This window comes from Lentzea sp. NPDC036949, assembly GCF_055608075.1.
In genome coordinates this window covers 227,966-250,015 of sequence record NZ_JBVJRA010000012.1, presented here as the reverse complement: position 1 = coordinate 250,015, position 22,050 = coordinate 227,966, and the positions used below count along the sequence as shown (strand labels likewise).

At 70.9% G+C, this 22,050-nt stretch carries 19 protein-coding genes; 13 read left to right on the top strand and 6 right to left on the bottom strand.

Features of this window, described 5'->3' with window-relative positions:
- Positions 1-24 precede the first annotated feature (24 nt).
- A complete protein-coding gene (locus ACZ7CD_RS30670) occupies positions 25-507 on the top strand; it encodes a hypothetical protein (RefSeq protein WP_360400640.1) in 483 nt (160 codons plus the stop codon).
- 64 nt (positions 508-571) lie between these two features.
- Positions 572-847, top strand: coding sequence for a GlsB/YeaQ/YmgE family stress response membrane protein (locus ACZ7CD_RS30665; protein WP_360400637.1), 276 nt, complete (start codon positions 572-574; stop codon positions 845-847).
- Between the two features lie 1,192 nt (positions 848-2,039).
- Here the strand turns inward: ACZ7CD_RS30665 and ACZ7CD_RS30660 are convergent.
- A complete protein-coding gene (locus tag ACZ7CD_RS30660; RefSeq protein WP_470380239.1) occupies positions 2,040-3,506 on the bottom strand; it encodes an aromatic amino acid ammonia-lyase in 1,467 nt (488 codons plus the stop codon).
- 30 nt (positions 3,507-3,536) lie between these two features.
- On the opposite strand from ACZ7CD_RS30660, the gene ACZ7CD_RS30655 reads away from it, so the two are divergent.
- The 3 genes from ACZ7CD_RS30655 to ACZ7CD_RS30645 are packed head-to-tail and all read left to right on the top strand — an operon-like array spanning position 3,537 to position 7,733.
- The gene (locus tag ACZ7CD_RS30655; protein ID WP_470380238.1) at positions 3,537-6,512 is read left to right on the top strand and encodes a DEAD/DEAH box helicase; all 2,976 of its coding nucleotides are present in this window, start codon (positions 3,537-3,539) and stop codon (positions 6,510-6,512) included.
- Complete coding sequence (locus ACZ7CD_RS30650) at positions 6,505-7,350, top strand: SWIM zinc finger family protein (protein WP_470371317.1); 846 nt, start codon at positions 6,505-6,507, stop codon at positions 7,348-7,350. The genes ACZ7CD_RS30655 and ACZ7CD_RS30650 overlap by 8 nt, the downstream gene beginning before the upstream one ends.
- A 23-nt stretch (positions 7,351-7,373) precedes the next feature.
- A complete protein-coding gene (locus ACZ7CD_RS30645) occupies positions 7,374-7,733 on the top strand; it encodes a hypothetical protein (RefSeq protein WP_470380237.1) in 360 nt (119 codons plus the stop codon).
- 122 nt (positions 7,734-7,855) lie between these two features.
- Here ACZ7CD_RS30645 and ACZ7CD_RS30640 read toward each other — a convergent pair whose 3' ends face one another.
- A complete protein-coding gene (locus tag ACZ7CD_RS30640; RefSeq protein WP_360400622.1) occupies positions 7,856-8,140 on the bottom strand; it encodes a ubiquitin-like small modifier protein 1 in 285 nt (94 codons plus the stop codon).
- Between the two features lie 523 nt (positions 8,141-8,663).
- The gene (locus tag ACZ7CD_RS30635) at positions 8,664-9,737 is read right to left on the bottom strand and encodes a WD40/YVTN/BNR-like repeat-containing protein (RefSeq protein WP_360400619.1); all 1,074 of its coding nucleotides are present in this window, start codon (positions 9,735-9,737) and stop codon (positions 8,664-8,666) included.
- A 137-nt stretch (positions 9,738-9,874) separates the two neighbouring features.
- On the opposite strand from ACZ7CD_RS30635, the gene ACZ7CD_RS30630 reads away from it, so the two are divergent.
- Entirely contained in the window at positions 9,875-11,557 is a 1,683-nt protein-coding gene (locus tag ACZ7CD_RS30630) for an acyl-CoA dehydrogenase (protein ID WP_470375605.1), read from the top strand.
- On the opposite strand, the gene ACZ7CD_RS30625 is transcribed toward ACZ7CD_RS30630, so the two are convergent.
- Positions 11,554-12,183, bottom strand: a complete 630-nt coding sequence (locus tag ACZ7CD_RS30625) for a TetR/AcrR family transcriptional regulator C-terminal domain-containing protein (RefSeq protein ID WP_360400613.1) — start codon at positions 12,181-12,183, stop codon at positions 11,554-11,556. The two genes, ACZ7CD_RS30630 and ACZ7CD_RS30625, sit on opposite strands and share 4 nt — an antisense overlap.
- Before the next feature lie 67 nt (positions 12,184-12,250).
- Between ACZ7CD_RS30625 and ACZ7CD_RS30620 the strand changes: the two genes are divergently transcribed.
- The gene (locus ACZ7CD_RS30620) at positions 12,251-12,691 is read left to right on the top strand and encodes an ester cyclase (RefSeq protein WP_470371320.1); all 441 of its coding nucleotides are present in this window, start codon (positions 12,251-12,253) and stop codon (positions 12,689-12,691) included.
- Positions 12,692-12,779: 88 nt separating this feature from the next.
- Here the strand turns inward: ACZ7CD_RS30620 and ACZ7CD_RS30615 are convergent, their stop codons facing one another.
- Positions 12,780-12,986, bottom strand: coding sequence for a cold-shock protein (locus ACZ7CD_RS30615; RefSeq protein WP_030468404.1), 207 nt, complete (start codon positions 12,984-12,986; stop codon positions 12,780-12,782).
- 232 nt (positions 12,987-13,218) lie between these two features.
- Between ACZ7CD_RS30615 and ACZ7CD_RS30610 the strand changes: the two genes are divergently transcribed.
- On the top strand, positions 13,219-13,458 hold the full coding sequence (locus tag ACZ7CD_RS30610; RefSeq protein WP_360400607.1) for a hypothetical protein: 240 nt from the start codon (positions 13,219-13,221) through the stop codon (positions 13,456-13,458).
- Positions 13,459-13,534: 76 nt separating this feature from the next.
- The gene (locus tag ACZ7CD_RS30605; RefSeq protein ID WP_360400604.1) at positions 13,535-14,227 is read left to right on the top strand and encodes a hypothetical protein; all 693 of its coding nucleotides are present in this window, start codon (positions 13,535-13,537) and stop codon (positions 14,225-14,227) included.
- A gap of 30 nt (positions 14,228-14,257) precedes the next feature.
- On the opposite strand, the gene ACZ7CD_RS30600 is transcribed toward ACZ7CD_RS30605, so the two are convergent.
- On the bottom strand, positions 14,258-15,346 hold the full coding sequence (locus ACZ7CD_RS30600; protein ID WP_360400601.1) for a sugar ABC transporter substrate-binding protein: 1,089 nt from the start codon (positions 15,344-15,346) through the stop codon (positions 14,258-14,260).
- Between the two features lie 244 nt (positions 15,347-15,590).
- Here ACZ7CD_RS30600 and ACZ7CD_RS30595 point away from each other — a divergent pair, with 244 nt between their 5' ends.
- From ACZ7CD_RS30595 to ACZ7CD_RS30580, 4 genes are all read left to right on the top strand, one after another.
- Positions 15,591-17,300 carry a S8 family serine peptidase gene (locus ACZ7CD_RS30595; protein WP_470380251.1) on the top strand — a complete coding sequence of 570 codons (1,710 nt, stop codon included), beginning with the start codon at positions 15,591-15,593 and terminating at the stop codon, positions 17,298-17,300.
- Positions 17,301-17,480: 180 nt separating this feature from the next.
- Complete coding sequence (locus tag ACZ7CD_RS30590; protein WP_458434090.1) at positions 17,481-18,269, top strand: chitosanase; 789 nt, start codon at positions 17,481-17,483, stop codon at positions 18,267-18,269.
- 228 nt (positions 18,270-18,497) lie between these two features.
- Positions 18,498-20,408 carry a hypothetical protein gene (locus ACZ7CD_RS30585; protein ID WP_470371322.1) on the top strand — a complete coding sequence of 637 codons (1,911 nt, stop codon included), beginning with the start codon at positions 18,498-18,500 and terminating at the stop codon, positions 20,406-20,408.
- Positions 20,405-22,012 carry an ABC transporter substrate-binding protein gene (locus tag ACZ7CD_RS30580; protein ID WP_470380236.1) on the top strand — a complete coding sequence of 536 codons (1,608 nt, stop codon included), beginning with the start codon at positions 20,405-20,407 and terminating at the stop codon, positions 22,010-22,012. The genes ACZ7CD_RS30585 and ACZ7CD_RS30580 overlap by 4 nt, the downstream gene beginning before the upstream one ends.
- Positions 22,013-22,050: the final 38 nt, after the last annotated feature.

Below are 22,050 nucleotides of genomic sequence, written 5' to 3'. Positions count from 1 at the left end.
GACCCCCTCCCTAACGTCAACCCCATGCCAAGCACCTACCAGAACGAGACGAAGCTCGGTGAGGTCCTGTACCGGCTGAGCGCCACGACGGACGCGGACGAGTCCGTGGTCCTGGACCTGCTGGGGTCCGCCCCCTCGGGGGAGGTGGTGGCCGACGGCCGCCTCAGGCTGCCCTCCGAGGGCGGGGCAGCCGTCGGCAAGCTGCTCTCCCGCGTCTTGGGCGCCCACACGCGCCTGCGCGGCCGCCCCGCCCGCCACGCGAACGCCAACCAGCCCTGGACCGACTCCCTCGACTCCGACCTCCGCGCAGCCTGGCTCGCCCCGTCCACCGACGACGCCACCGTCCTCATCCGCGCACTGGGCGAGGAGATGCAGCGCTCCTCGACCGCCATCCGGGCCCGCCTGGCCCGCGTGGGCTGCGACCCGGACGTGCCCGGCCGCGAGCTCTCCTCCACCGCCGCCGCACTGCTAGGGGGAATGTCAGGGCAGCCTCAGGGGAAGACCTGATTCGGCGGACCCCCGCGGCGGCGGACCCTGGAGCAGTACGCACCAGAGTCTTCAGGGGGTAACCGTGGAAATCACCGGCCTGATCAGCGCCCTGCTCATCGGCGCCTTCATCGGCGGCCTCGGCCGCCTGGTGGTCCCCGGCAGGCAACACGTCTCGCTGCTCACGACGATCCTCGTCGGCATCGCGGCGGCTCTGCTGGGCACCGCGGCGGCCACCGTCCTCGGCGTCGCCGACACCGCGGGCATCGACTGGATCGAGCTGGCCCTCCAGGTCGGCCTGGCCGGCGCCGGCGTCACCACCCTCGCCAACCGCCGCACGAGGTCCCCCCTCGTCCACTGACCCACCCCTCGTGGCCGGCTTCCCGCCGCCACCGGCCGGGTGGACCCGTCAGTGCCCTACCCGGCCTTGCCCACCGCACAACCTCCCCACAAACCGCACCTCTCCCGACCGCCGACCGCCCTCGCGCCAACCGCCGTCGCACAGCCCGCCGGCACCTCGGCCCGCCACCGGTCCCCGGTCGCACCTCACCCCGCCCTCGGCGCCCGCCGCGCACACCCCGTGCCTTGATCCCGCACGCCTCGCGCGCCGCCCGCCGTCCCCGCGGCCCACCTCCCCGGCCCTTCGACGCGCCCGCTTCCCCGGCCACGACCGCACCGCTTCCCCCGGCCACGCCCGCACCGCGTGTCCCGCAAGCGCCCGCGCCGACCACCGCCGCCCCGGCACGCGCATCCTCGGCCGCCCGCCGCACCCCGACCACGCCCAACGCGTGTTCCGCAAGCGCCCGCGTCAACCACCGCCACCCCGGCACCCCGCGGTCCCCGACGCGCCCGCTGGCTCCCAACCACGCCTCACGCGTTGCTCCGCAAGCGCCCGCACCGTCCGCCGCCAACCCGGCACTCCGCGGTTTCCGGCCGCCCGCCCCACCTCAACCACGCCTCACGCGTTGCTCCGCAAGCGCCCGCGTCAACCACCGCCATCCCCCGGCACCCCGCGGATCTCCGACGCGCCCGCTGCCCAGCCACGCCTCACGCGTTGCCCACGCAAGCGCCCGCGCCGTCCGCCGCCATCCCGGCACCTGCGGTCCCGGCACGCCCGCTGCACCCGGCCACGCCCCACACCCGTGTCCCACAGCGCCCGCGCCGCCCGCCGTATCCCTGACCACGCATCACGTCCCGTGCCGCCCCAGGCCCGCACCTCAACGCCAGGCCCACCCCACCCAGCGACGAGAGGAGCACCTCCCACCACACCACCAGCTGGCTCACCCAGCCTCACCAACGCTCGCACCCGTCACAGGACCGGTCCCGCCGCCAGGCCCGTTCCCTCCCCCGGCTCCCCAGGGCCCCGGCGCGCCCGCTGCTCCCGGCCGACTCCCGTCGCCGGCACAGCGCCCGCGCCGCTTCGCGCCACAGGCCGCCTCACCCCACCCATCACCGGCAACAGGCCAACCCATCAACCACTGACACCCCCAGCGGCCGCCCACCCCAACCCACAGCAACCCCACCGCCCAACAGCGAGGAGAGGAAGGTGCGGATCAGCAGGAAGCGAACTCGGCGAGCAGACCGGAGGCCACCTCCACGTCCGGGCTGAGCTGGCGGTCGGACATGTCCGGGTTGAGCTTCGACTCGGCGAGCTCGAAGGCCGCGCGCAGCTCCGGGGTGTCGGGCACGATGCCGCGCAGCCGCAGGGCGCGCACGGCGGCGACGATCTCGCAGGCGAGCACAAGGCGGAACGCGCCCAGCGAGCGCAGGGCCTGGCTCGCGGACTGGAAGGCGAAGCTCGAGTTCTCCTCCTGGCCGCGCGAGACCACGGCGTTGCCGATGCTGGCCGGCTCGGCCAGGGTGCGGACCTCGGCGAGCGCGGAGTTGGCGCTGTACTCCAGGATCATCACGCCCGAGCTGCCGCGCACGCCTTCGGCCAGGAATGGGTGCAGGCCGGTGAAGTTCGGCTCGACGAGGGTGGCGAGCCGGGCGGTCGAGAGGTGACCGGTGTGCAGCAGGGCCAACCGCAGGCGGTCGAGGGCCTGGCCGAGGTACGCGCTGTGGAAGGCGCCGTGGTGGTAGGCGGCGTCGTCCTCGGGGCCGAAGTGGTCGGAGACGATGAGCGGGTTCTCGGCGGCGGCGTTGAACTCGACGTCGAGGACGCGGCCGAGGTCGGTGGCGGCGTCGACGGCGGGGCCGTGGATCTGCGGGAAGCAGCGGTAGCCGAACGGGTCCTGGATGCGTGCGGGCGGACGGGACGGCTCGCCGAGCAGCCTGCGCATCTCGGCGGCGACGGCGACCTGGCCGGGGTGCGGGCGGCCGAGGTGGACGCGTTCGGCGTAGGCCTCGACGGCGCCGTCGACGGCGAGGAACGACAGGGCGGCCACGACGTGGGTGGCCCTGAGCAGTTCCGCGGCGTCGTGCCAGGCGAGGCCCGCCATGCCGATGGTCAAGGCGTTGCTGCTGATCAACGCGAGGGCGTCGCCGGAGTCGAGGTCGATCGGGTCCGGGGTTTGCGTGGACCCGAGCCAGTAGCGCTCGCCGATCAGGGTGAGGCCGGTCTCGGCGAGTGCGGTGAGGTCGCCGGTGCCGATCGCGCCGTACTCGTGCACGCCGGGGTAGCAGCTGCTGTTCAACGCCGCGAGCAGGGCGTCGGCCACGGCACGGCGGACGCCCGCGCCGCCGGCGAGGAGCTGGTTCAGGCGCACGACCATCATGGCGCGCACCTGTTCCTCCGGCAGCATGCCGCCGAGGCCGCCGGCGTGGCTGCGCAGCAGGCGCAGACCGTGCTCGGCCCAGCCTTCGTTGGTGACGAGCTGGTCGCGGTTCGCGCCCACACCGGTGGTGCGGCCGTACACCTGCCTGCGCACGACGAGGCGCTGGCTGGCGCGCCACGACGCTTCGAGGCGGTCGAGCCCGTCGGCGTGCAGGACCACCGGCGTGTGGTACCTGGCGACGCGCAGGACGTCGTCGCCGCCGAGGGACTGACCGTCCAGCACGACAGGGGTGTCATCGACCATGGCGACAATGTGAACACATAGGGTTCACAGGTGCTCGTACTGCATGGCCTGTGCACGACCGACGGCGCGCTTGCGCTGTGGGCCGAGGATTCCGGGCTGCCCGCACGCAGTGAGAGCAGCCGCCGGGACGCACCGCACCCGTTCGCGGCCACGGCGGAGTCGCTCGCGGCGGCGCTCGGGATCGACGACGAACGGGCGACGCGGCGCGCGTTGCTGCTGCCCTCCTACGCGTCGGGTCCGATGGCGTCGCCGGAGCTGGTGCGCGACCCGCTCACGGCGGGGCGGGCGCAGCGCGGCAAGGTCGGGTTGAAGCAGTGGGGTGTGCCCACGATCCGGTTCGGCGACCAGCCGGAACCGGGTTCGGACGTGCGGTTGAGCGACTCGGCGCGGTTCGTGTTCGACGTGGCGGGCTTCGCGGCGGACCTCGTCACGCGCGGGCGCGTGCTGCCCTCGGTCGCACCGGACCGGCCGCGGGCGCGGTGGGTGCCGGTGCTGTCAGGCACGGACTCGGCGCGGTTCGCCGCGTTGCAGGCCGCGATGCCGCCCGCGTGCCGCTGCGAGGAGATCGCCGCCGACCCGGCGGAGCTGGTGCGCGCGGCGCTCACGACGGTGGTGGACGAGCAGGTGCGCGCTCGCCTCGACAAGACCTCGCTCGCCCCGCGCCGCCGCGGGCAGCAGACGACGGCGGAGGCGTGGCTCGCCGCGCTGACCGGGGACCCGGAGTTCGACGCGGACCCGGTGGAGCTCTACGAGCTGCGCGAACAGCTCGACCGGTGGCGGCAGAGCGCGGGCAGCGAGAGTCCGGTGCGCACGTGCTTCCGGTTGCGTTCGCCCGAGCAGCGCGGCGAGGACGAGTGGGCGGTCGAGTTCCTGCTGCAGGCCGTCGACGAGCCGAGCGTGCTGGTGCCCGCGCACCAGGTGTGGTTCGCCGACGACGCCGTGCTGCGGCGCTGGATCCCGGCGCCGCAGGAGCACCTGCTGGCGGACCTCGGCCGCGCGAGCCGGCTGCACCCCGACCTGGACGAGGCGTTGCGCGGCGCGCACCCGGCGGAGCTGGAGGTCGGAACCGAAGGCGCGTACCGGTTCCTGACCGCGGCGCCGGTGCTGGCGCAGGCCGGTTTCGGCGTGCTGCTGCCGTCGTGGTGGCAGCAGCGGGTGCGGCTCGGGTTGAAGCTCACCACGAAGAGCCGCAGCACGGCGGGGACCGTGGCGAAGGAGAGCGAGATCGGCCTGAAGTCCATCGTGGACTACAGGTGGGAGCTCGCTCTGGGCGAGGACTCGCTCACCGACGCGGAGCTCGCCGAGCTCGCCAGGGCGAAGGTGCCACTGGTGCAGGTGCGCGGCCAGTGGGTGCAGGTCGACCAGAAGCGCCTGGCGGCGGGGCTCGCGTTCCTCCAGCGCGGCGGTGGCCAGATGACCGCCGCCGAGGTGATGCTCCACAGTGGACTGACCGAGGAGGACGAGAGCCTGCCGCTGCCGCTCACGTCGGTCGAGGCGGACGGCTGGCTCGGCGACCTGTTGTCCGGCAGGGCCGACGAGCAGATCGAGCCGGTCGAGCCGCCGGCGGGCTTCGGCGCCCGGCTGCGCCCGTACCAGCAGCGCGGTCTGGCGTGGCTGGCGTTCCTCGACAAGATCGGCCTGGGCGCCTGTCTCGCCGACGACATGGGCTTGGGCAAGACCGTGCAGTTGCTGGCGCTGGAGGCCCTGAACCGCGCGAACGGCAAGCGCCCGCCGACCCTGCTGATCTGCCCGATGTCGGTCGTCGGCAACTGGCAGCGCGAGGCGGCGAGGTTCACGCCGGAGCTCTCCGTCCACGTGCACCACGGCACCGGCCGCCTCGACGGCGACGCGCTGCGCGAGGCCGTCGAGAGCCACGACCTGGTCCTCACGACGTACGCGCTGGCGGGCCGCGACAGTGCCGCGCTGGGCGACCTGACCTGGGACCGGGTCGTGCTCGACGAGGCGCAGAACATCAAGAACAGCGCCACCCGCCAGTCCCAGGCCGTGCGCCGGCTCAAGGCCCGCCACCGCGTCGCCCTGACCGGCACCCCGGTGGAGAACCGCCTCGCCGAGCTGTGGTCGATCATGGACTTCGCGAACCCCGGCGTGCTCGGCACGATCAACACCTTCCGCGCGCGCTTCGCGGTCCCGGTGGAACGCCACAACGACAAGGACGCCGCCGCCCGCCTGCGCAAGATCACGAACCCGTTCGTGCTGCGCCGCGTGAAGACCGACCCGCGCATCATCAGCGACCTGCCGGACAAGGTCGAGGTGCGCCAGCTGTGCAACCTCACCACCGAGCAGGCCTCGCTCTACCAGGCCGTCGTGAACGACATGCTGGAGAAGATCGAGGAAGCAGAGGGCATCGGCCGCAAGGGCCTGGTGCTGGCGACGATGTCGAAGCTCAAGCAGGTCTGCAACCACCCGGCCCACTTCCTGGGCGACGGCTCCCGCATCTCCGGCCGCTCCGGCAAGCTCGCGCGCCTTGAGGAAGTACTCGAAGAGGTCCTCGCCGAGGGCGACAAGGCGTTGTGCTTCACGCAGTTCACCGAGTTCGGCAGCATGCTCGTGCCCCACCTCGCGGCCCGCTTCGACACCGAGGTGATGTTCCTGCACGGTGGCACCGGCAAGGCGGCCCGCGACCGCATGGTCGAACGCTTCCAGGACAGCACCGGCCCGTCGCTGTTCCTGTTGTCCCTCAAGGCAGGTGGCACCGGCCTCAACCTGACCGCCGCCAACCACGTCATCCACCTGGACCGCTGGTGGAACCCCGCGGTCGAGGACCAGGCGACGGACCGCGCGTTCCGCATCGGCCAGAACCGCAACGTCCAGGTGCGCAAGTTCGTCTGCATCGGCACGCTCGAAGAACGCATCGACACCATGATCGAGGAGAAACGCGCACTGGCCCAGCTGGTCGTGGGCGCGGGCGAGAACTGGCTCACCGAGCTGTCCACCTCTCAGCTGCGCGACCTGCTCACGCTCTCCGGGGAGGCCGTCGGTGAGTGACCACTGGTCCGGTGAACACCCCCGCTACGGCAGGACCATCAAGGCCGACAACGGCATCAGGGCGAAGAGCCAGCGCGGCGACATCGCCACCACCTGGTGGTCGCGCCGCTTCCTGGAGGTCCTGGAGTCGTTCGGCATGGGCGGCCGCCTGACCCGCGGCCGCACCTACGCGCGCCAGGGCCAGGTGCTGAGCCTGTCGCTGTCCACGAGCATGGTGATCGCCCTGGTCCAGGGCTCCCGCCCCACCCCGTACCGGGCCCGCATCGCGATCAAGTCGTTCACCACACCCGAGTGGCAGCGCATCGAACACGCCCTCGCCGGCCAAGCCCTCTACACCGCGAAGCTGCTGGCCGGCGAGATGCCCCGCGACATCGAGACCCTCTTCGCCGGCCTCGGCCTGCAGCTGTTCCCGGCGACGATGCGCGAGCTGACGATGGACTGCACCTGCCCCGACTGGGAGGTGCCCTGCAAACACCTGGCCGCCACCTGCTACCTGCTGGCCGAGTCCTTCGACAACGACCCGTTCGAGATCCTCGCCTGGCGCGGCCGCGGCCGTGAGGACCTCCTCGACCGCCTCCGCACCCTCCGCGGCGCCACCCGCACGACGGTGACCCGTGAGGAGGTCCCGCCGCTCACCCAGTGCCTCGACACGTTCTGGCACCGCCAGACCACGACCGCGATCCCCCTCGGCGACCCGACGGCCGCGGTGCGCCCGGACGCGGTCCTCGACCAGCTCGACGCGGTTCCGATCTCCGTTCGGCGCGACAACCTCGTGGACCTGCTGCGGCCGGCGTACTTGCGGCTCGCCGAACCGCCTCCCGATGTGACCGGCACGTGAGCGATTTGCGGGATGCTGGCCAGATGAGGGAGAAGCTGACCTGGCTCGTCGTGCCGGTCCCGCTGTTGCTGGTGCTCATGGGGGCCGTTTTCGCCTGGGGCAACATCCTGTTCGTCATCAGCGAGCACGACGAGATGTGCGCGCGAGGCCTGGTCTACGAGAGGGCAGTGCTCAAGGAAGAAGTGCAGGACCCGTGGACGCTCACGAGCACCTGCGTCTTCGAGGACGGCCGCACCCACGACGAACAGCCGACACCGTGGGTGCCACCGCTGCTCGTGGTGCTCGCTTCGGTGACCGTGCTCTGCGCCGTCGTCGGTGGCTGGGCCATGTGGACCCAGAGGTCCGCCGCCCGTGCGGGCGGTTCCGAGGACCAGTCGCACTGACCAGCGAGGTCAGGAATGCGAATGACGGGCACACCCGCCTCGGAGGCCGGTACCCGTGAGCGCGCCGTCCGGAGGTCCGCGACCCGTCCCCGTGGCCGCGGACCCCTGGACGACACCGGCGGCTAGCCGCCGGCCACCGAGGGCAGGATCTGGATCTCGGCGCCTGCCGGGAGTGGGGTGGCCGGGCCGGAGAGGCGGCGGCACTCCTCGCCGTTGACGTAGAAGTTGACGTAGCGGCGGAGGGTGGAGCGTTCGTCGCGCAGGCGGCGGTCCAGGCCGGGGTAGGTGTCGGCGAGGACGTCCAGGGCGGCGCCGAGGGTGGCGGGTTCGGGGACGTCGACGTCGACGTGGGAAGCGCCGGCCGTGGCGGTGCGCAGGACGCCGGGGATCAGGACGGTGACCTTCATGCGGGCACCTCCGGGGTGCGCGCGGACGCCGCGTGGGCGGGCACCGCGGCGGATTTGGGCGCCACGGATGCGGGCCTTGCGGCGGGCCTGAGGGCTGTGTGGGCAGGTGCCGCGGCGGGCCTGGACGACAAGCGCGCCGGGACCGCGGCGCGACCGGGTGTCGCGGGTGTCGCGGGTGTCGCGACGAGCCTGGGCACCGCAGGCGCGGGTCTTGCAGCGGGCCTGGGAGTCGCGGCGGATGGGGGCACTGCGGGACGGGGTGCCGCGGGTGGGGACACCGCGGTTGGGAGCGCTGCGGGTAGAGGCGCCGCGGAACAGAGGGCCGCGAGTGGAGGCGCCGCAGGCACCAGCGCCGCAGGACGGAGCGCCGCAGGTGGAGACGCCACGAGGTGAGGCGCTGCGGGACAGAGGGCCGCGGGAAGAGGCGCTGCGGTTAGAAGCGCCGCGAGTGGAGGCGCCGCGGTTGGGAGCGCCGCGGGCACAAGCGCCGCAGGACGGAGCGCCGCGGGTGGGCCGGCGGGCGTCAAGGGAGCACCGCCGCGCGGATCGACATCACGTCGGGCAGGTGGGCGGCTACCTGGTGCCAGGTCTCGCCCTCGTCGGGGCTCGCGTAGACCTCGCCGGAGCGGGAGCCGAAGTAGACGCCGGGGGTGGGGGCGGTGTCGGTGCACATGGCGTCGCGCATCACGGCGGTCCAGAAGGCGTCGGGCAGGCCGGCGCCGAGGGCCTGCCAGGACGAGCCGGCGTCGCGGGTGCGGTAGACGCGGCACTTGCCCTCGGGTGGGAAGCGGCGGGCGTCGGCCTCGATCGGGAACGTGAAGACGGTGTCCGGGTCGTGGGGGTGCACGACCATGGCGAAGCCGAAGTCGGTGGGGAGGCCGTCGGCGATGGACTGCCAGGTGTCGCCGCCGTCGTCGCTGCGGTAGACGCCGTGGTGGTTCTGGGCGTAGAAGCGGGACGGGGACGAGGGGTGCTGGGCCACCTTGTGGACGCACTGGCCGAACTCGGGCCACGGGTCGGGGAAGAAGTACGCCTTGATGCCCTTGTTGCGGGCCTCCCAGGACTTGCCGCCGTCGGCGGTGCGGTAGACGCCGCCGGTGGACATGGCCACGAGCACGCGATCGGGGTCTTCCGGGTCGGGGACGATCGTGTGGACGGCCTGGCCGCCGAAGCCCGCCGACCACTCGGGGCGGTGCGGGTGGTTCCAGAGGCCCTCGACGAGCTCGAACGTGCGGCCGCCGTCGGTGGACTTGAACAGCGCGGAGGGCTGGGTGCCCGCGTAGACGACGCCGGGCTGGGTGGCGGGGGCGGGCTGGAGCTGCCAGACGCGTTCCAGGGAGGCGTCGGCCGGGAACGCGATCGGGGGTGACTCCGGTTCGTCCCAGGTGGCGCCGAGGTCGTCCGATGTGGACACGCCGGGGCCGAAGTGCGGGGACGACACCCCGGCGAGCAGGCGGGTGCCCCCGCGGGTGTCGAACGCGACCGCGTACACCTCCTGCATGGGGTGGTGCGGGCCGTCCACCTGCCACGTCACGCGGTCCTCGCTGCGGGCCAGCCACAGGCCCTTGCGGGTGCCGATCGCCAGCAACACCGTCATCTCGCGCCTCCTCGAAGATGTGATGTGGAGCACGTTACGCCGGGGGTCTGACAATTTCTGACGGTGGAGGAAAGGCCACGTAGACCCGCAAGTTACTCACTGGTAGCGTCCGGCGGAGAGACGAAGGAGGCTCCCCCGTGCTGCTCGACCCGAACCACTACGACCCCGCGCACCTCGACGACGAGACCCGCCGCCTGCTCAAGGCCACGGTCGACTGGTTCGAGGCCCGCGGCAAGCGGCAGCTCATCGCCGACGCCCAGGACAAGGTCTGGTACGCGGAGTTCCTCGACTTCGTGAAGCGGGAGAAGCTCTTCGCCACCTTCTGCACGCCCGCGAGCGTCGACCCCGCCAAGCGCTGGGACGCCGCACGCAACGCCGCGTTCAGCGAGGTGCTCGGCTTCTACGGCCTGCAGTACTGGTACGCCTGGCAGGTCACGGTGCTCGGCCTCGGTCCGATCTGGATGAGCGGCAACGAGGAGGCCAAGCAGAAGGCGGCGGCGCTGCTCGACTCCGGCGCCGTCTTCGCGTTCGGCCTCTCCGAGAAGGAGCACGGCGCCGACGTCTACAGCACCGACATGATCGTCACGAAGACCGCCGACGGTTACCGCGCCAACGGCAGCAAGTACTACATCGGCAACGGCAACGTCGCCGGCATGGTCAGCGTCTTCGGCAAGATCGACGACGAGTACCTCTTCTTCGCCGTGGACAGCCAGCACGAGAACTTCAAGCTGGTGAAGAACGTCGTCGACAGCCAGATGTTCGTCAGCGAGTTCCGCCTGGAGGACTACCCGCTGACCGACGCGGACGTCCTGCACCGCGGCCCCGACGCCTTCTCCGCCGCGCTGAACACCGTCAACGTCGGCAAGTTCAACCTGTGCACGGCCAGCATAGGCATCTGCGAGCACTCCTTCTACGAGGCGATCACCCACGCCCACAACCGGATCCTCTACGGCAACCCGGTCACCGACTTCCCGCACGTGCGGCAGAACTTCGTCGACGCCTACGCCCGCCTCGCCGCGATGAAGCTCTTCGCGGACCGCAGCGTCGACTACTTCCGCAGCGCCGGCGAGGACGACCGCCGCTACCTGCTCTTCAACCCCATCACCAAGATGAAGGTCACGAGCGAGGGCGAGAACGTCATCGACCTGCTCTGGGACGTCATCGCCGCCAAGGGTTTCGAGAAGGACACGTACTTCACCCGCGCCACGGCCGACATCCGCGCACTGCCCAAGCTCGAGGGCACCGTGCACGTGAACCTGGCCCTGGTGCTGAAGTTCATGCCCAACTACCTGTTCAACCCCAAGGACTACGCCGAGGTCCCGACCCGCCACGACGCGAGCGACGACGACTTCTTCTGGCACCAGGGCCCCGCGCGCGGTCTCGGCAAGGTCCAGTTCCACGACTGGGAGCCGATCTACACCGAGCACGCGCACCTGCCGAACGTGGCGCTGTTCCACGAGCAGGCGAACGCGCTCAAGACCCTGCTCACCACCGCGGCACCGGACGCGGAGCAGCAGAAGGACCTCGACTTCCTGCTGAACCTGGGCCACCTCTTCACCCTGGTCGTCTACGGCCAGCTGGTGCTGGAGCAGGCCAAGACCACTGACACCGGCGACGCCGTCATCGACCAGATCTTCGACGTGCTGGTCCGCGACTTCGCCGGGTACGCGACCGCGTTGCACGGCAAGCCGAGCAGCACCGAGGCCCAGCAGCAGTGGGCGGTGCGGCAGATCCGCAAGCCGCACGTCGACCAGGCCCGCTTCGACGCCGTGTGGCAGCAGGTGGTCGCGCTCTCCGGCCGCTACGAGATGCGCCCCTAGCCCTGGTAGCGCTCCAACGCCGTGATCAGGAGTTCGAGCCCGAACTCGAACTCCTGGTCGTGGTCGTAGGTCCCCAGCTCGTCGATGACCTCCGCCGACAACGGGAACGCCGCCGCGTCCACGCCCTCGAACGGTGAGAGCGCGATCCCGCCGAGCTCCGGCGACGTCGCGACCTCCCTCATCAGGGTTCCGAGCAGGTACGACACCATCGCCCGCATCATCCCGACGGCGACCTTGCCGCGGAAGCCCGCCTTCTCGATGTTCACCAGCGCGGCCTCAATGGTCCGGAACCCCGCCTCCCCGCTCAGCCGCCGGGTCGCGAGCAGCACGAACGCCCGCGGATGCTGCCGCGCGAGCTCCCGCACCGCACGCGCGTGCGCACGGACGTGGTCGCGCCAGTCGTCGCTGTCGACGTGATAGGGCTTGGCCTGCGCCATGATCCGCTCGGCGGCGAGGTCGACCAGCACCGCCTTGTTCGGCACGTGGTTGTACAGCGACATCGTGCCCGCGCCCAGCTCCGCCGCGAGCCGCCGCATCGAGACGGCCTCCACGCCCTCGCGTTCGATCAGCCGCACCGCCACATCCACGATGCGGGCGCGGGTCAGCGGTTCACGGGGCGAGGACACTGGCGAAGACCATACGACGTGGAGTAGCTTCCGTCCGACGTACGGCGTACGTAGGAGGTCGGGCGGCATGACCGAGTCCAAGGCGCTCAGAGCGCTGCGCGAGGCGATCGTCCTGGAGCTCATCGAGTCGCAGAACGAGTACGACTTCGACGCGGGCCTGGCCCCCTTCAGCCGCCCCCGGTTCGAGATCATGGCCACCGGTCAGGTCCTCGACGGCACCGAGGCGGTGCGGGACTACTGGACGCGCACGCGCGCGGCGTTCCCCGACCAGAAGAGCAAGGTCGTCGAGGTCTACCACGCCGACGACGCCGTGATCGTCGAGTTCGAGCTGCAGGGCACGCACCTGGGCAGCCTGACCGGCGAACCGGTGACCGGCAAGTCGTTCAAGGTCCGGATGTCCGGGTTCTTCCTGTTCGACAAGGACGTGCTGGTCTGCCAACGCGTCTACGGCGACTCCGCGACGGTGCTGCACCAGCTCGGCCTGATCGAGGCCCCGCAAGAGTATTAGCGCCCGCACGGGCACAAGACGCAGCGAAGCCGCTGCCCGAAAACGGACAGCGGCTTCGCGACAGATCAGATGTGCTGACCAGTCAGACTCAGACGGCGCGAACGCCCTGGGCCTGCGGGCCCTTCTGGCCCTGACCGATCTCGAACTCGACCCGCTGGTTCTCCTCGAGAGCCTTGTAGCCGTTCATCTGGATCTCGGAGTAGTGGACGAACACGTCGGCGCCACCGTTGTCAGGGGAGATGAAGCCGAAGCCCTTCTCCGCGTTGAACCACTTGACGGTGCCCTGTACTGCCATCTTGCTACTTCTCCTCTAACAGGTGCCGGATCGCGCTCGCGACCACCGGGTCAAGCTTGGAACTGCGTCATCTCCGGAACCTGGAGAATCCACACGCTCTCAACCTCGTCGCATGATCACGCTCAAGCACGAACACACAACGTACGACCATGGACAGTGAACCACGACCTCCCGCTCCCAGTCGAGCCATCGTTCGCGCTGCTACCGTGAGATCCGGAACGAGGACGCGGAGGTGGCCGTGCCCCAGGTGGCGGCGTTGTCGATCACGGTGGCGGTGGCCCCGCGCGTGCGCGCCGGACTGCACGCCCTCCTGCTCGCCCGGTTGACCAGCCTGTCCGCCGAGCTCGCCCCGCGGCCCTCCGGCGGCGTGACGAACCTCGTCACCGGGACCGTCACCGGCAACGTGGTCCAGGTCACCGGAAACGTCGACGGTGGCATCAACATCGGCTCCGGGCCGCACCGGAGGCGGTAACCTGGAGGGTCGTTGGACCCGGGGGGCCGTGGCTTTGACCGGCAGTGAACGACTGCTCTTCTTCTTCGTCGGACTGGTGACCACGTTCGTGTTCATCCGCATCAGCGTGCGCATGATCAGGGCGAAGGTGCGCTGGTGGCCGCGCAACGTCGTGCACGGGGACACGCACGTGCACCACGTCGTGTTCGGCACGGTGCTGCTGCTCCTGTCCAGCGTGACCAGCCTGGTGATCCCGGACGACCTGCACGGCGCGCGGCTCGCGGCCGCGGCCGGGCTCGGCGTCGGGGCCGCGCTGGTGCTGGACGAGTTCGCGCTGATCCTGCACCTGCGGGACGTGTACTGGACGAAGGCGGGCCGGCTGTCGGTGGACGCGGTGTTCCTCGCCGTGGGGCTGACCGGGCTGTTCCTGCTGGGCGCGCGGCCGCTGGGCTACGACGAGGTGCTGCAGCTCAACCCGGAGACGACGCCGGCGAGCACGTTCACGTTGCGGCTCATCGCGATCGGCGTCAACCTGTGCTTCGCCATCGCGGCACTGCTCAAGGGCAAGATCTGGACCGGGCTGCTGGGCCTGCTGGTGCCGGTCGTGCCCGCGGTGGGCGCGGTCCGGCTCGCGCGGCCGGGGTCGCCGTGGGCGCGCTGGCGCTACCGGGAGGGCTCGCGGAAGCTGGCCCGCGCGTACCGGCGCGAGGCGCGGATCCGGCAGCCGATCATCCGGGCGAAGATCGCCGTGCAGGAGTTCATCTCCGGCCGCCACGACCTCCCCGACTAGCGCCGGGGAGGTCGTGGCGGGCGACCGGGGTCAGCCGCCGACGATGTCCTGCTGCACGCACACCGGTTGCAGCTCGCTCGCGCACAGCTCCTGCGCCTTGATCACGCCCTGGGTCACCATGGTGCGCACCGTGTCGCGCTTGATCAGCGTGGCGCCCAGCAGCACGGCCTTCACGTCCCGCCGGGAGACGGGGTCGCGCAGGTTGCCCGTCGCGAGGTCGTCGGCACCGGCCAGGTCGCCGCGGGCGACCGCGATGGCCAGCCGGGCGGCCGCCTCCGCCTCGTCGCGCACCGGCTTGTAGACGGTCACGCACTGGTCGCCGCGCAGCACGGCCCGCAGACCGTCCAGTGTGGCGTCCTGCCCGGTGACCGGGACCTTGCCCGCGAGGCCCTTCTTCCTGAGCACCTCGATGACCGCGCCGCCGAGGCCGTCGTTCGCGGCGACCACGCCGTCGACCTTGCCGCCGTTCTCGGTGAGGATCCGCTCGAACACCTGTCCGCCGAGGACCGCGTCCCAGTTGTCCACCGGCGCCGACTTCACGAGCTTCAGCGCCCCGCTGGCGTACTTGGCCTCCAGCCGGTCCTTGTGGCCCTGCGCGAACAGCGTCGCGTTGTGGTCGGTGGGCGCGCCCTCGACCTCGATGATCTGCGCACCCGGCCGGTCACCGAGGCAGCCGAGCAGCCCCTCCGCCTGGAGCTGGCCGACGTTGCGGCTGTCGAAACCGACGTGGTACTCGGCCAGGCCGCCGAGCGTCACGCGGTCGTAGTCGATGACCGTGATGCCGGCGTCTTTCGCCTTCTTCTGCACGGCGAGGCCACCGGCCGACGACAACGGCGTGATGACCAGTACCTTCACCTTGCGCCGGATCATCTCGTCGGCGATCTGGGCGAACTTCGCCTCGTTGCCGTCCGCGTTCTCGATGAACGGCTCGATGTCGGCGTAGTTGAACGCCTGCGTCAACAATGGGCGATCTTGTTCTTCCCACCGCGTCGAGGACGTTCGGTCCGGAAGGATTACACCGACAACGGGTTTGGGGCCGCGCGTGGGCAGGGACAGACCGCCCTGGTCAGCATCGCCGCAACCGGAGAGAAGGAGGAGCGCGCATGCCGACGCCGCCATTACCCGTCTTCGCATAAACGCGGAGTTCATCGCTTGCGAGATGTTAAGTCAAGATTTCTTCTCGGCCATCACGCTCTGCGGCCGATCGACTACAGTTCGATTCCGTACGAAAGGCGCTGATGTTCGCCCTATTTCGCACCTAGTGTGCTGGACTTGGGCGGCAATCGGGGGCCGTACCTTCTGTGTTGGATCCAGCCCTGACCGGGTGTGAGGAGACAGCTAGGTGAGAACGCGCAGAACCGTGATGGCGGTGGCGGCAACGGTGTCGCTGATCGCCGCGGGCACATCGGCGGCGGGGGCAGCGCCGGCCGCGGCCGGGCAGCAGCAGGACACGGAGTACACGGTGCTCCTGCAGGACCCGGGCAACCGCGACTTCGCGATCGACGCCGTGCACGCGGCGGGTGGCGAGGTCGTGCGGGACAACCAGGCGATCGGCCTGCTGACCGTGAAGGCACCCGCGAACGGCTTCGTGGAGAAGGTCTCGGCGTCGAAGGACGTCGCCGGCGCCGCACGCGCGAAGCCGATCGGCCACGCGCCGGCGCAGAAGAAGGCCGAGAAGGCCAAGCGCGACAACGTGGAGAAGGAGAACACCACCACCGCGGCGAACAAGGCTCCCGCCGCGCCGAAGTCGACCGCGGGCATGGACCCGCTCGACGGCGACCTGTGGGGCCTGAACCTCGTCCGCTCGAACATCGCCCGCGCCAAGCAGGCCGGTGACAAGCGGGTGTACGTCGGCATCCTCGACACCGGTGTGGACGGTTCGCACCCGGACATCGCGCCGAACTTCAACAACGAGCTGTCGCGCAACTTCACCGTCGACATCCCGAACGACGCCGACGGTGGCGAGTTCGACGGCCCGTGCGAGTTCCGCGGCTGCGTCGACCCGGCCAACTGGGACGACGGCGGCCACGGCACGCACGTCGCCGGCACCATCGGCGCCGCTGCCAACGGCTTCGGCATCTCCGGTGTCGCGCCGGGCGTGTCGCTGGTCAACATCCGCGGTGGGCAGGACGCGGGGTCGTTCTTCCTGCAGCCGGTCGTCGACGCGCTGACCTACGGCGCCGACATCGGCCTCGACGTGATCAACATGTCGTTCTACGTCGACCCGTGGTACATGAACTGCGCCAACGACTCCACCGCCACGGCGGAGGAGCAGCTGGAGCAGCGCACGATCATCGCGACCGTGCAGCGCGCCCTGAACTACGCGCACCGCAAGGGCGTCACGCTGATCGGCGCGGGCGGCAACAACCACGAGGACCTCGGCAAGCCGCGCACCGACACGGCGAGCCCGAACTACCCGCCGGGTCACGCCCGTCCCCGCCCGATCGACAACGCCACCTGCCTCAACCTGCCGACCGAGGGCAACCACGTCATCTCGGTCTCGTCGCTCGGCCCGTCGACCGCCAAGGCGGACTACTCCAACTACGGTGTGGAGCAGACCGCGCTCTCGGCTCCCGGCGGCTACTTCCGCGACGGCCTCGGCACGCCGTGGTACCGCACCAACGAGAACATGATCCTGTCGACCTACCCGCGCAACGTCGCCCTCGCCGAGGGCAACATCGACGAGGCCGGGAACATCACGCAGAAGGGCCTCGACGCCGGCGTCAAGAAGGCCGTCGACGGTGACAGGATCGGCTACTACCAGTACCTGCAGGGCACCTCGATGGCCGCCCCGCACGCCGCTGGTGTCGCCGCCCTGGTCGTGAGCCAGTACGGCAAGAAGGACAAGAAGAACGGCGGCCTCACCCTCGACCCCGACAAGGTCGAGAAGGTGCTGTACAAGACGGCGATCCAGCGTGCGTGCCCGAACCCGCGCACGGTGTCGTACGTCAACGTCGGTCGTTCCGCCGAGTTCGACGCCACCTGCGAGGGTGACGCGAAGTTCAACGGCTTCTACGGTCACGGCATCGTGGACGCCTACGGCGCGGTGACCCGCGGCGGTCAGTTCATCTGATTTCCGTTGCACCACAGGGGCTCCCGGCTTCGGCCGGGAGCCTTTGCCGTTTCCGGGGCCTGTTGCGGGGATTGTCCGTTTCGCGAATTAGTAAAGACTCTTGCCAATAGTGGTGTGGACCGCTTACCGTTGCCCTCACGCCGCCCGGGACCCCACACATCCCTGCCCCGGAGGAAAACCGTGAAACTCTCTGGTCGCATCGCGGCCGCGCTTCTGGCGTGCGCCGCGCTCATCACCACCACCGCAACAACGGCTTCCGCAGCCAACCTCGACGAGCCGCGCCTCAAGGACATCGCGATGCAGATCGTGTCCAGCGCGGAGAACTCCTCCACGGACTGGAGGGCCCAGTTCGGCTACATCGAGGACATCGACGACGGTCGCGGCTACACCGCCGGGATCATCGGCTTCTGCAGTGGCACGGGGGACATGCTCGACCTGGTCGAGCTCTACAAGTCCCGCAAGCCCGGCAACGTGCTGGAGAAGTACCTCCCCGCACTGCGCAGGGTGAACGGCACGGACTCGCACTCGGGCCTGGACCCGAACTTCACCAGGGACTGGAAGACCGCGGCGAAGGACTCGACCTTCAAGGCGGCCCAGGAGTCCGAACGCGACCGCGTGTACTTCAACCCGGCCGTGGCACAGGGCAAGGCCGACGGAGTGCGCGCGCTCGGCCAGTTCGCTTACTACGACGCGATCGTCGTCCACGGCGACGGTGGCGACAAGACCAGCTTCAGCAACATCCGCAAGCGCGCGCTGGGCAAGGCGAAGCCGCCGTCGCAGGGCGGCAACGAGACCACCTGGCTCAACGCGTTCATGGACGCCCGCGTGTGGGCGATGAAGCAGGAGGCCGCGCACGAGGACGTCTCCCGCATCGAGACCGCGCAGCGCGTGTGGCTCAAGGCCGGCAACTTCGACCTGAAGACGCCGCTCAAGTGGAAGGTCTACGGCGACAGCTTCGAGATCAGGTGACCTCGTGACCGCGCAGGCGAAGGGCGTCCCGATCGGGGCGCCCTTCGCCGTGCGACCGGGGGGTGGCCCCCTGCCGCGCTTCGACGCAGCGCGTTCCCCCGCGCGGCCGAACGGGTGATCCATTCGGCCAACACGGCGAAACCGCAGGCAGATTGCGTCGTTCGCCCCCGTAGGAACTCCACGGCTGCATAGAGTTCTTCGATCCCCGCACCTCGGAGGAGGCCAACGGTGTTCGAAGGGCGCACCCGGCTGCGCGGACTCGTCCAAGGCCTGGTCGGGGCCGTGGGGGCAGGTGCGACACCGGTGCTCGTCGTCGAGGGCTGCGGAGGCTCCGGCAAGTCCGCGCTGCTGCACCAGACGGTGCTGGAGTGGCAGGACCGGACGCCCACGGTGCTCGTGCGGCCGCGTGAGCTGAGCGCCGACGACGAGGACACCGCGTGGGACAGCGCGGTGCGGCCGGTGCTCGCGGCCGTGCTGCTGGGGCTGAGCACCGAGGTCCCCGGCTTCCCCCTGTCGTTCGAACGCGTCCTGCTCGCGCAGATCGCCATGCGCGTCGACACCGACACCCTCGACCAGGAGGCCGCGCTCGAAGAGCTCAACCGGCAGACGAACAACTACCGCGACCGCAACCTGCGCGACCTGGTGCGCGACCTCGCCGCCACGGCCGGCTCGCTGATCCAGCTGCCGGTGGACCCGGCGCCGGTGGTGAACCGGATCGCCGACTACCTCGGCGGCATGCTGGAGACCTCGCGCCGGGCGTCCGGCTTCCGCTGGAGCAGGGCGGCGCTGGAGTGGTTCGGGCACCAGGACCAGCGGCTCTCCCTCAACGCCGACCACGCCCGGTTGCGGCTGAGCGCCCAGGCCCGCAGCAGGGACCCCGACGTGCGCCGCGACGTCGACGACCTGCTCGTCGCCGCGCTGCTGGCCGATCTGCGGCACAGCCTCGCGCCGGTCAGCACCCGGCGGCACAACGTGCTGATGCTGCTCGACGACGGCGACATCGCGGTGGCCACGACGTTCGTCCGCGCGCTGCTGCGGGTGCGCAGGGCGATCGCGGACACCGCCCGCGGCGGCCATCCCGCGCTGCCCGACCCGCTGCTCGTCGTGACCACGAGCGGCGGGCTGCTGGCCGAGGAACTGGCCGAGGACGAGCTGCCGGAGGCACCGGTGCTCGCCGAGTCCGATGTGGACGCCGACCTCGCCCGCTCAGCACGCGTGTGGCTGCGGGTCCGGTCGGAGGACCTGACGAGCAAGGACGTCGTGCAGCTCGCCAAGAGCCACCTGTGGCCCAACGACCTCGCCGCGAGCACCGTGGGCAAGGTCGTGCACCGGTTGAGCCGCGGTCACCCGAAGTCCGTCGACACGCTGCTGCGCAAGCTCCACGACGAACCGAGCCGCACCCGTGAGCCCGCCAGGCTGCTGCGCGGCGCGGAGACGGGCCTGCTCGAACCGTTCGTGCGCGAGTTCTCCGCCGGGGGCAGGGCGAACAAGCACCACGTGCAGGCCCTCGTCACGTTGTCGGCGGCGCTCACCAAGCTGGAGGCGCAGACGCTCGCCCCGCTGCTGCCCGACCCGGTCGGGCTGGGCTCGCCGCTGTACTCGTCGCCGACGCTGTGGACACCGGGTGAGTCCGGTGAGCAGCGGCTGCCACCGCTCGTCCGCTACCTCGGCCTGCGGCTGCTGGCCGCGCGGCCCGGCACCGACGAGGCGTCGTGGGACGCGGTGGTCGGCAAGCTGCGCGACCACGCCGGTGACGAGGGTCCCCGGCTGCGGCACACGCTGCTGCTGGGCGACCGCGCGGCGGTGGCGGCGGAGCTGCTGGAGTCGTTGGCGGACATGGCGACCAAGGCCTGGCTCGACCTCTTCGACCTGGTCACCGGTGAGGTGAACCCGCGCGAGACCGCGCCGGACTCGATCGGCGGTGCCGCGCGCGGCAGCGACCTGGCCCACGTCCACCGGCTGCTCGGCGTCGTGCCCGCGTTCGACCACGACCCGTGCGTCACGGACCCCGACGTGCTGCAGGACTACGCCGTGCACGTGGAACAAGCCCTGCGGCAGCTCTCCAACCGCGCGCAGGACCCGGCGCTGCTGCTCAGGCGCGCACAGCGCTACGAACGGTTCGGGAGGAACCACCGGTGACGTTCACCGAACGCTTCTACCTCGGGATCTGGCCCAGACCGCGAGCGCTGCGGCACCCCGCGAAGTGGACCGACTGGCTGCGCCCGGTCGCCGTGCTCGCGGTCGTCGCGCTCGTGGCCGGGGGCGTCACCGGCGGTCCGTGGCTGTGGAAGCGGTTGTCCTGCAAGGACGGCTGGTTGCCCAGCGCGGACGTGTGGTCGGCCGGCGGCGAGTGCGTCGGGCTGAGCCAGGGGCCCTACGCCTTCGGGCTCGACGCGTTCACGAACGTGCTGAAGGTGATCGAGAAGCAGAACGCCGCGGCGGCCGAGGTCTGCGACCCCAGCGGCACCCCGGTGACGGTCGGCGTGCTGCTCACGATGACCGACCAGTACGCCGGTGCGCGAGCCGTGCACGAGCTGGAGGGCATGGCGGCCGGGCAGGCCCGCGCGAACGGCACCGGCTGCCTGCACCCGGTGCGGCTGCTGGTCGGCAACATCGGCGCGTACGGGCCGGAGCAGGAGGCCGTGCAGGTCGCGCGCCGACTCGCCGACCACCCCGAGGTCGTCGCCGTGGCCGGGATCGGGCTGAGCCACCAGCACTCGGCGGAGATCGCCGACCTGCTGGCGGCGGAGAAGATCCCGATGGTCTCGGACCTGGTCACGGCGGAGGGGTTCGACCAGAGCGGTTCCACGGCGCAGGAGACGGACTACAGCGGCTGCGAGCCCGACACGACCTACCAGAACGGCGTGGGCCGCGACCACTACTACCGGGTGGCCTTCCGCGGCTCCGAGCAGATCCGCTCGCTCGGCGCGGCGCTGCCGGGCACCCGGCTCGACTTCATCATGGTGCCGACCGGCGGCACCGACCCCTACACCTGCACCGCGTTGCCGTTGATGCACAAGCAGTTCGGCGGCAACATCACCGAGGTCAAGTTCGACCCGGACGAGGCGAGCACGGTGTCGCAGACCGCCAGGCGGGTCTGCAACGTGACCAAGGACGTGACGGTCGGCTACATCGCCCGCGGCCGCGACCTGGCGATGTTCCTGCACAGCCTCGACCAGGAGTTCTCGCAGGGCCACTGCTCTGCGAGCTCGATCACGGTGGTGAGCACGTCGGACGGGCAGCGGGTGCGGGCGGCCGAGCTCGACCCGCGGCTGGAGGACCTGCGCGTGCAGGCGTTGTCCTCGCCCTCCTTCACCTCCGGCAAGCTGCGCCTGGTGGCCACCCTGGTCGGTGGGGCGGACAAGCAGGTCCCCGGCAACACCGGGTTCGCCGACTTCGAGCGCCAGTTCACCCGGATCGGGTTCGACGTGGCGCACACCGACGCGGGCTGGGCGGTCAACGGCTACGACGCCGTGTCCGTGGTCGAGGAGGCCGTCAACAAGCTGCCGGTGACCAAACCGGTGCAGCGCAGCCAGGTGAACACCCAGATCAGCTTCGTCTCCTCACCGGAGACCGCGGTGCTGGGAGCGGGCGGGCCGATCATGTTCGACAACGACGGCAACCGGGTCGGCGCCGAGCCGCCGGTCGTGCGGGTGTGCCCGTTGCCGCAGAAGCAGAACGGGGCGGTGGGCCGGGTCCGCAGCGTGACGCTGCACCCCGGCACCCCCACCCCGTCCTGCTGAGCGGGCGTCTGCAAGTACCACCGACTTCATGTCGGTGG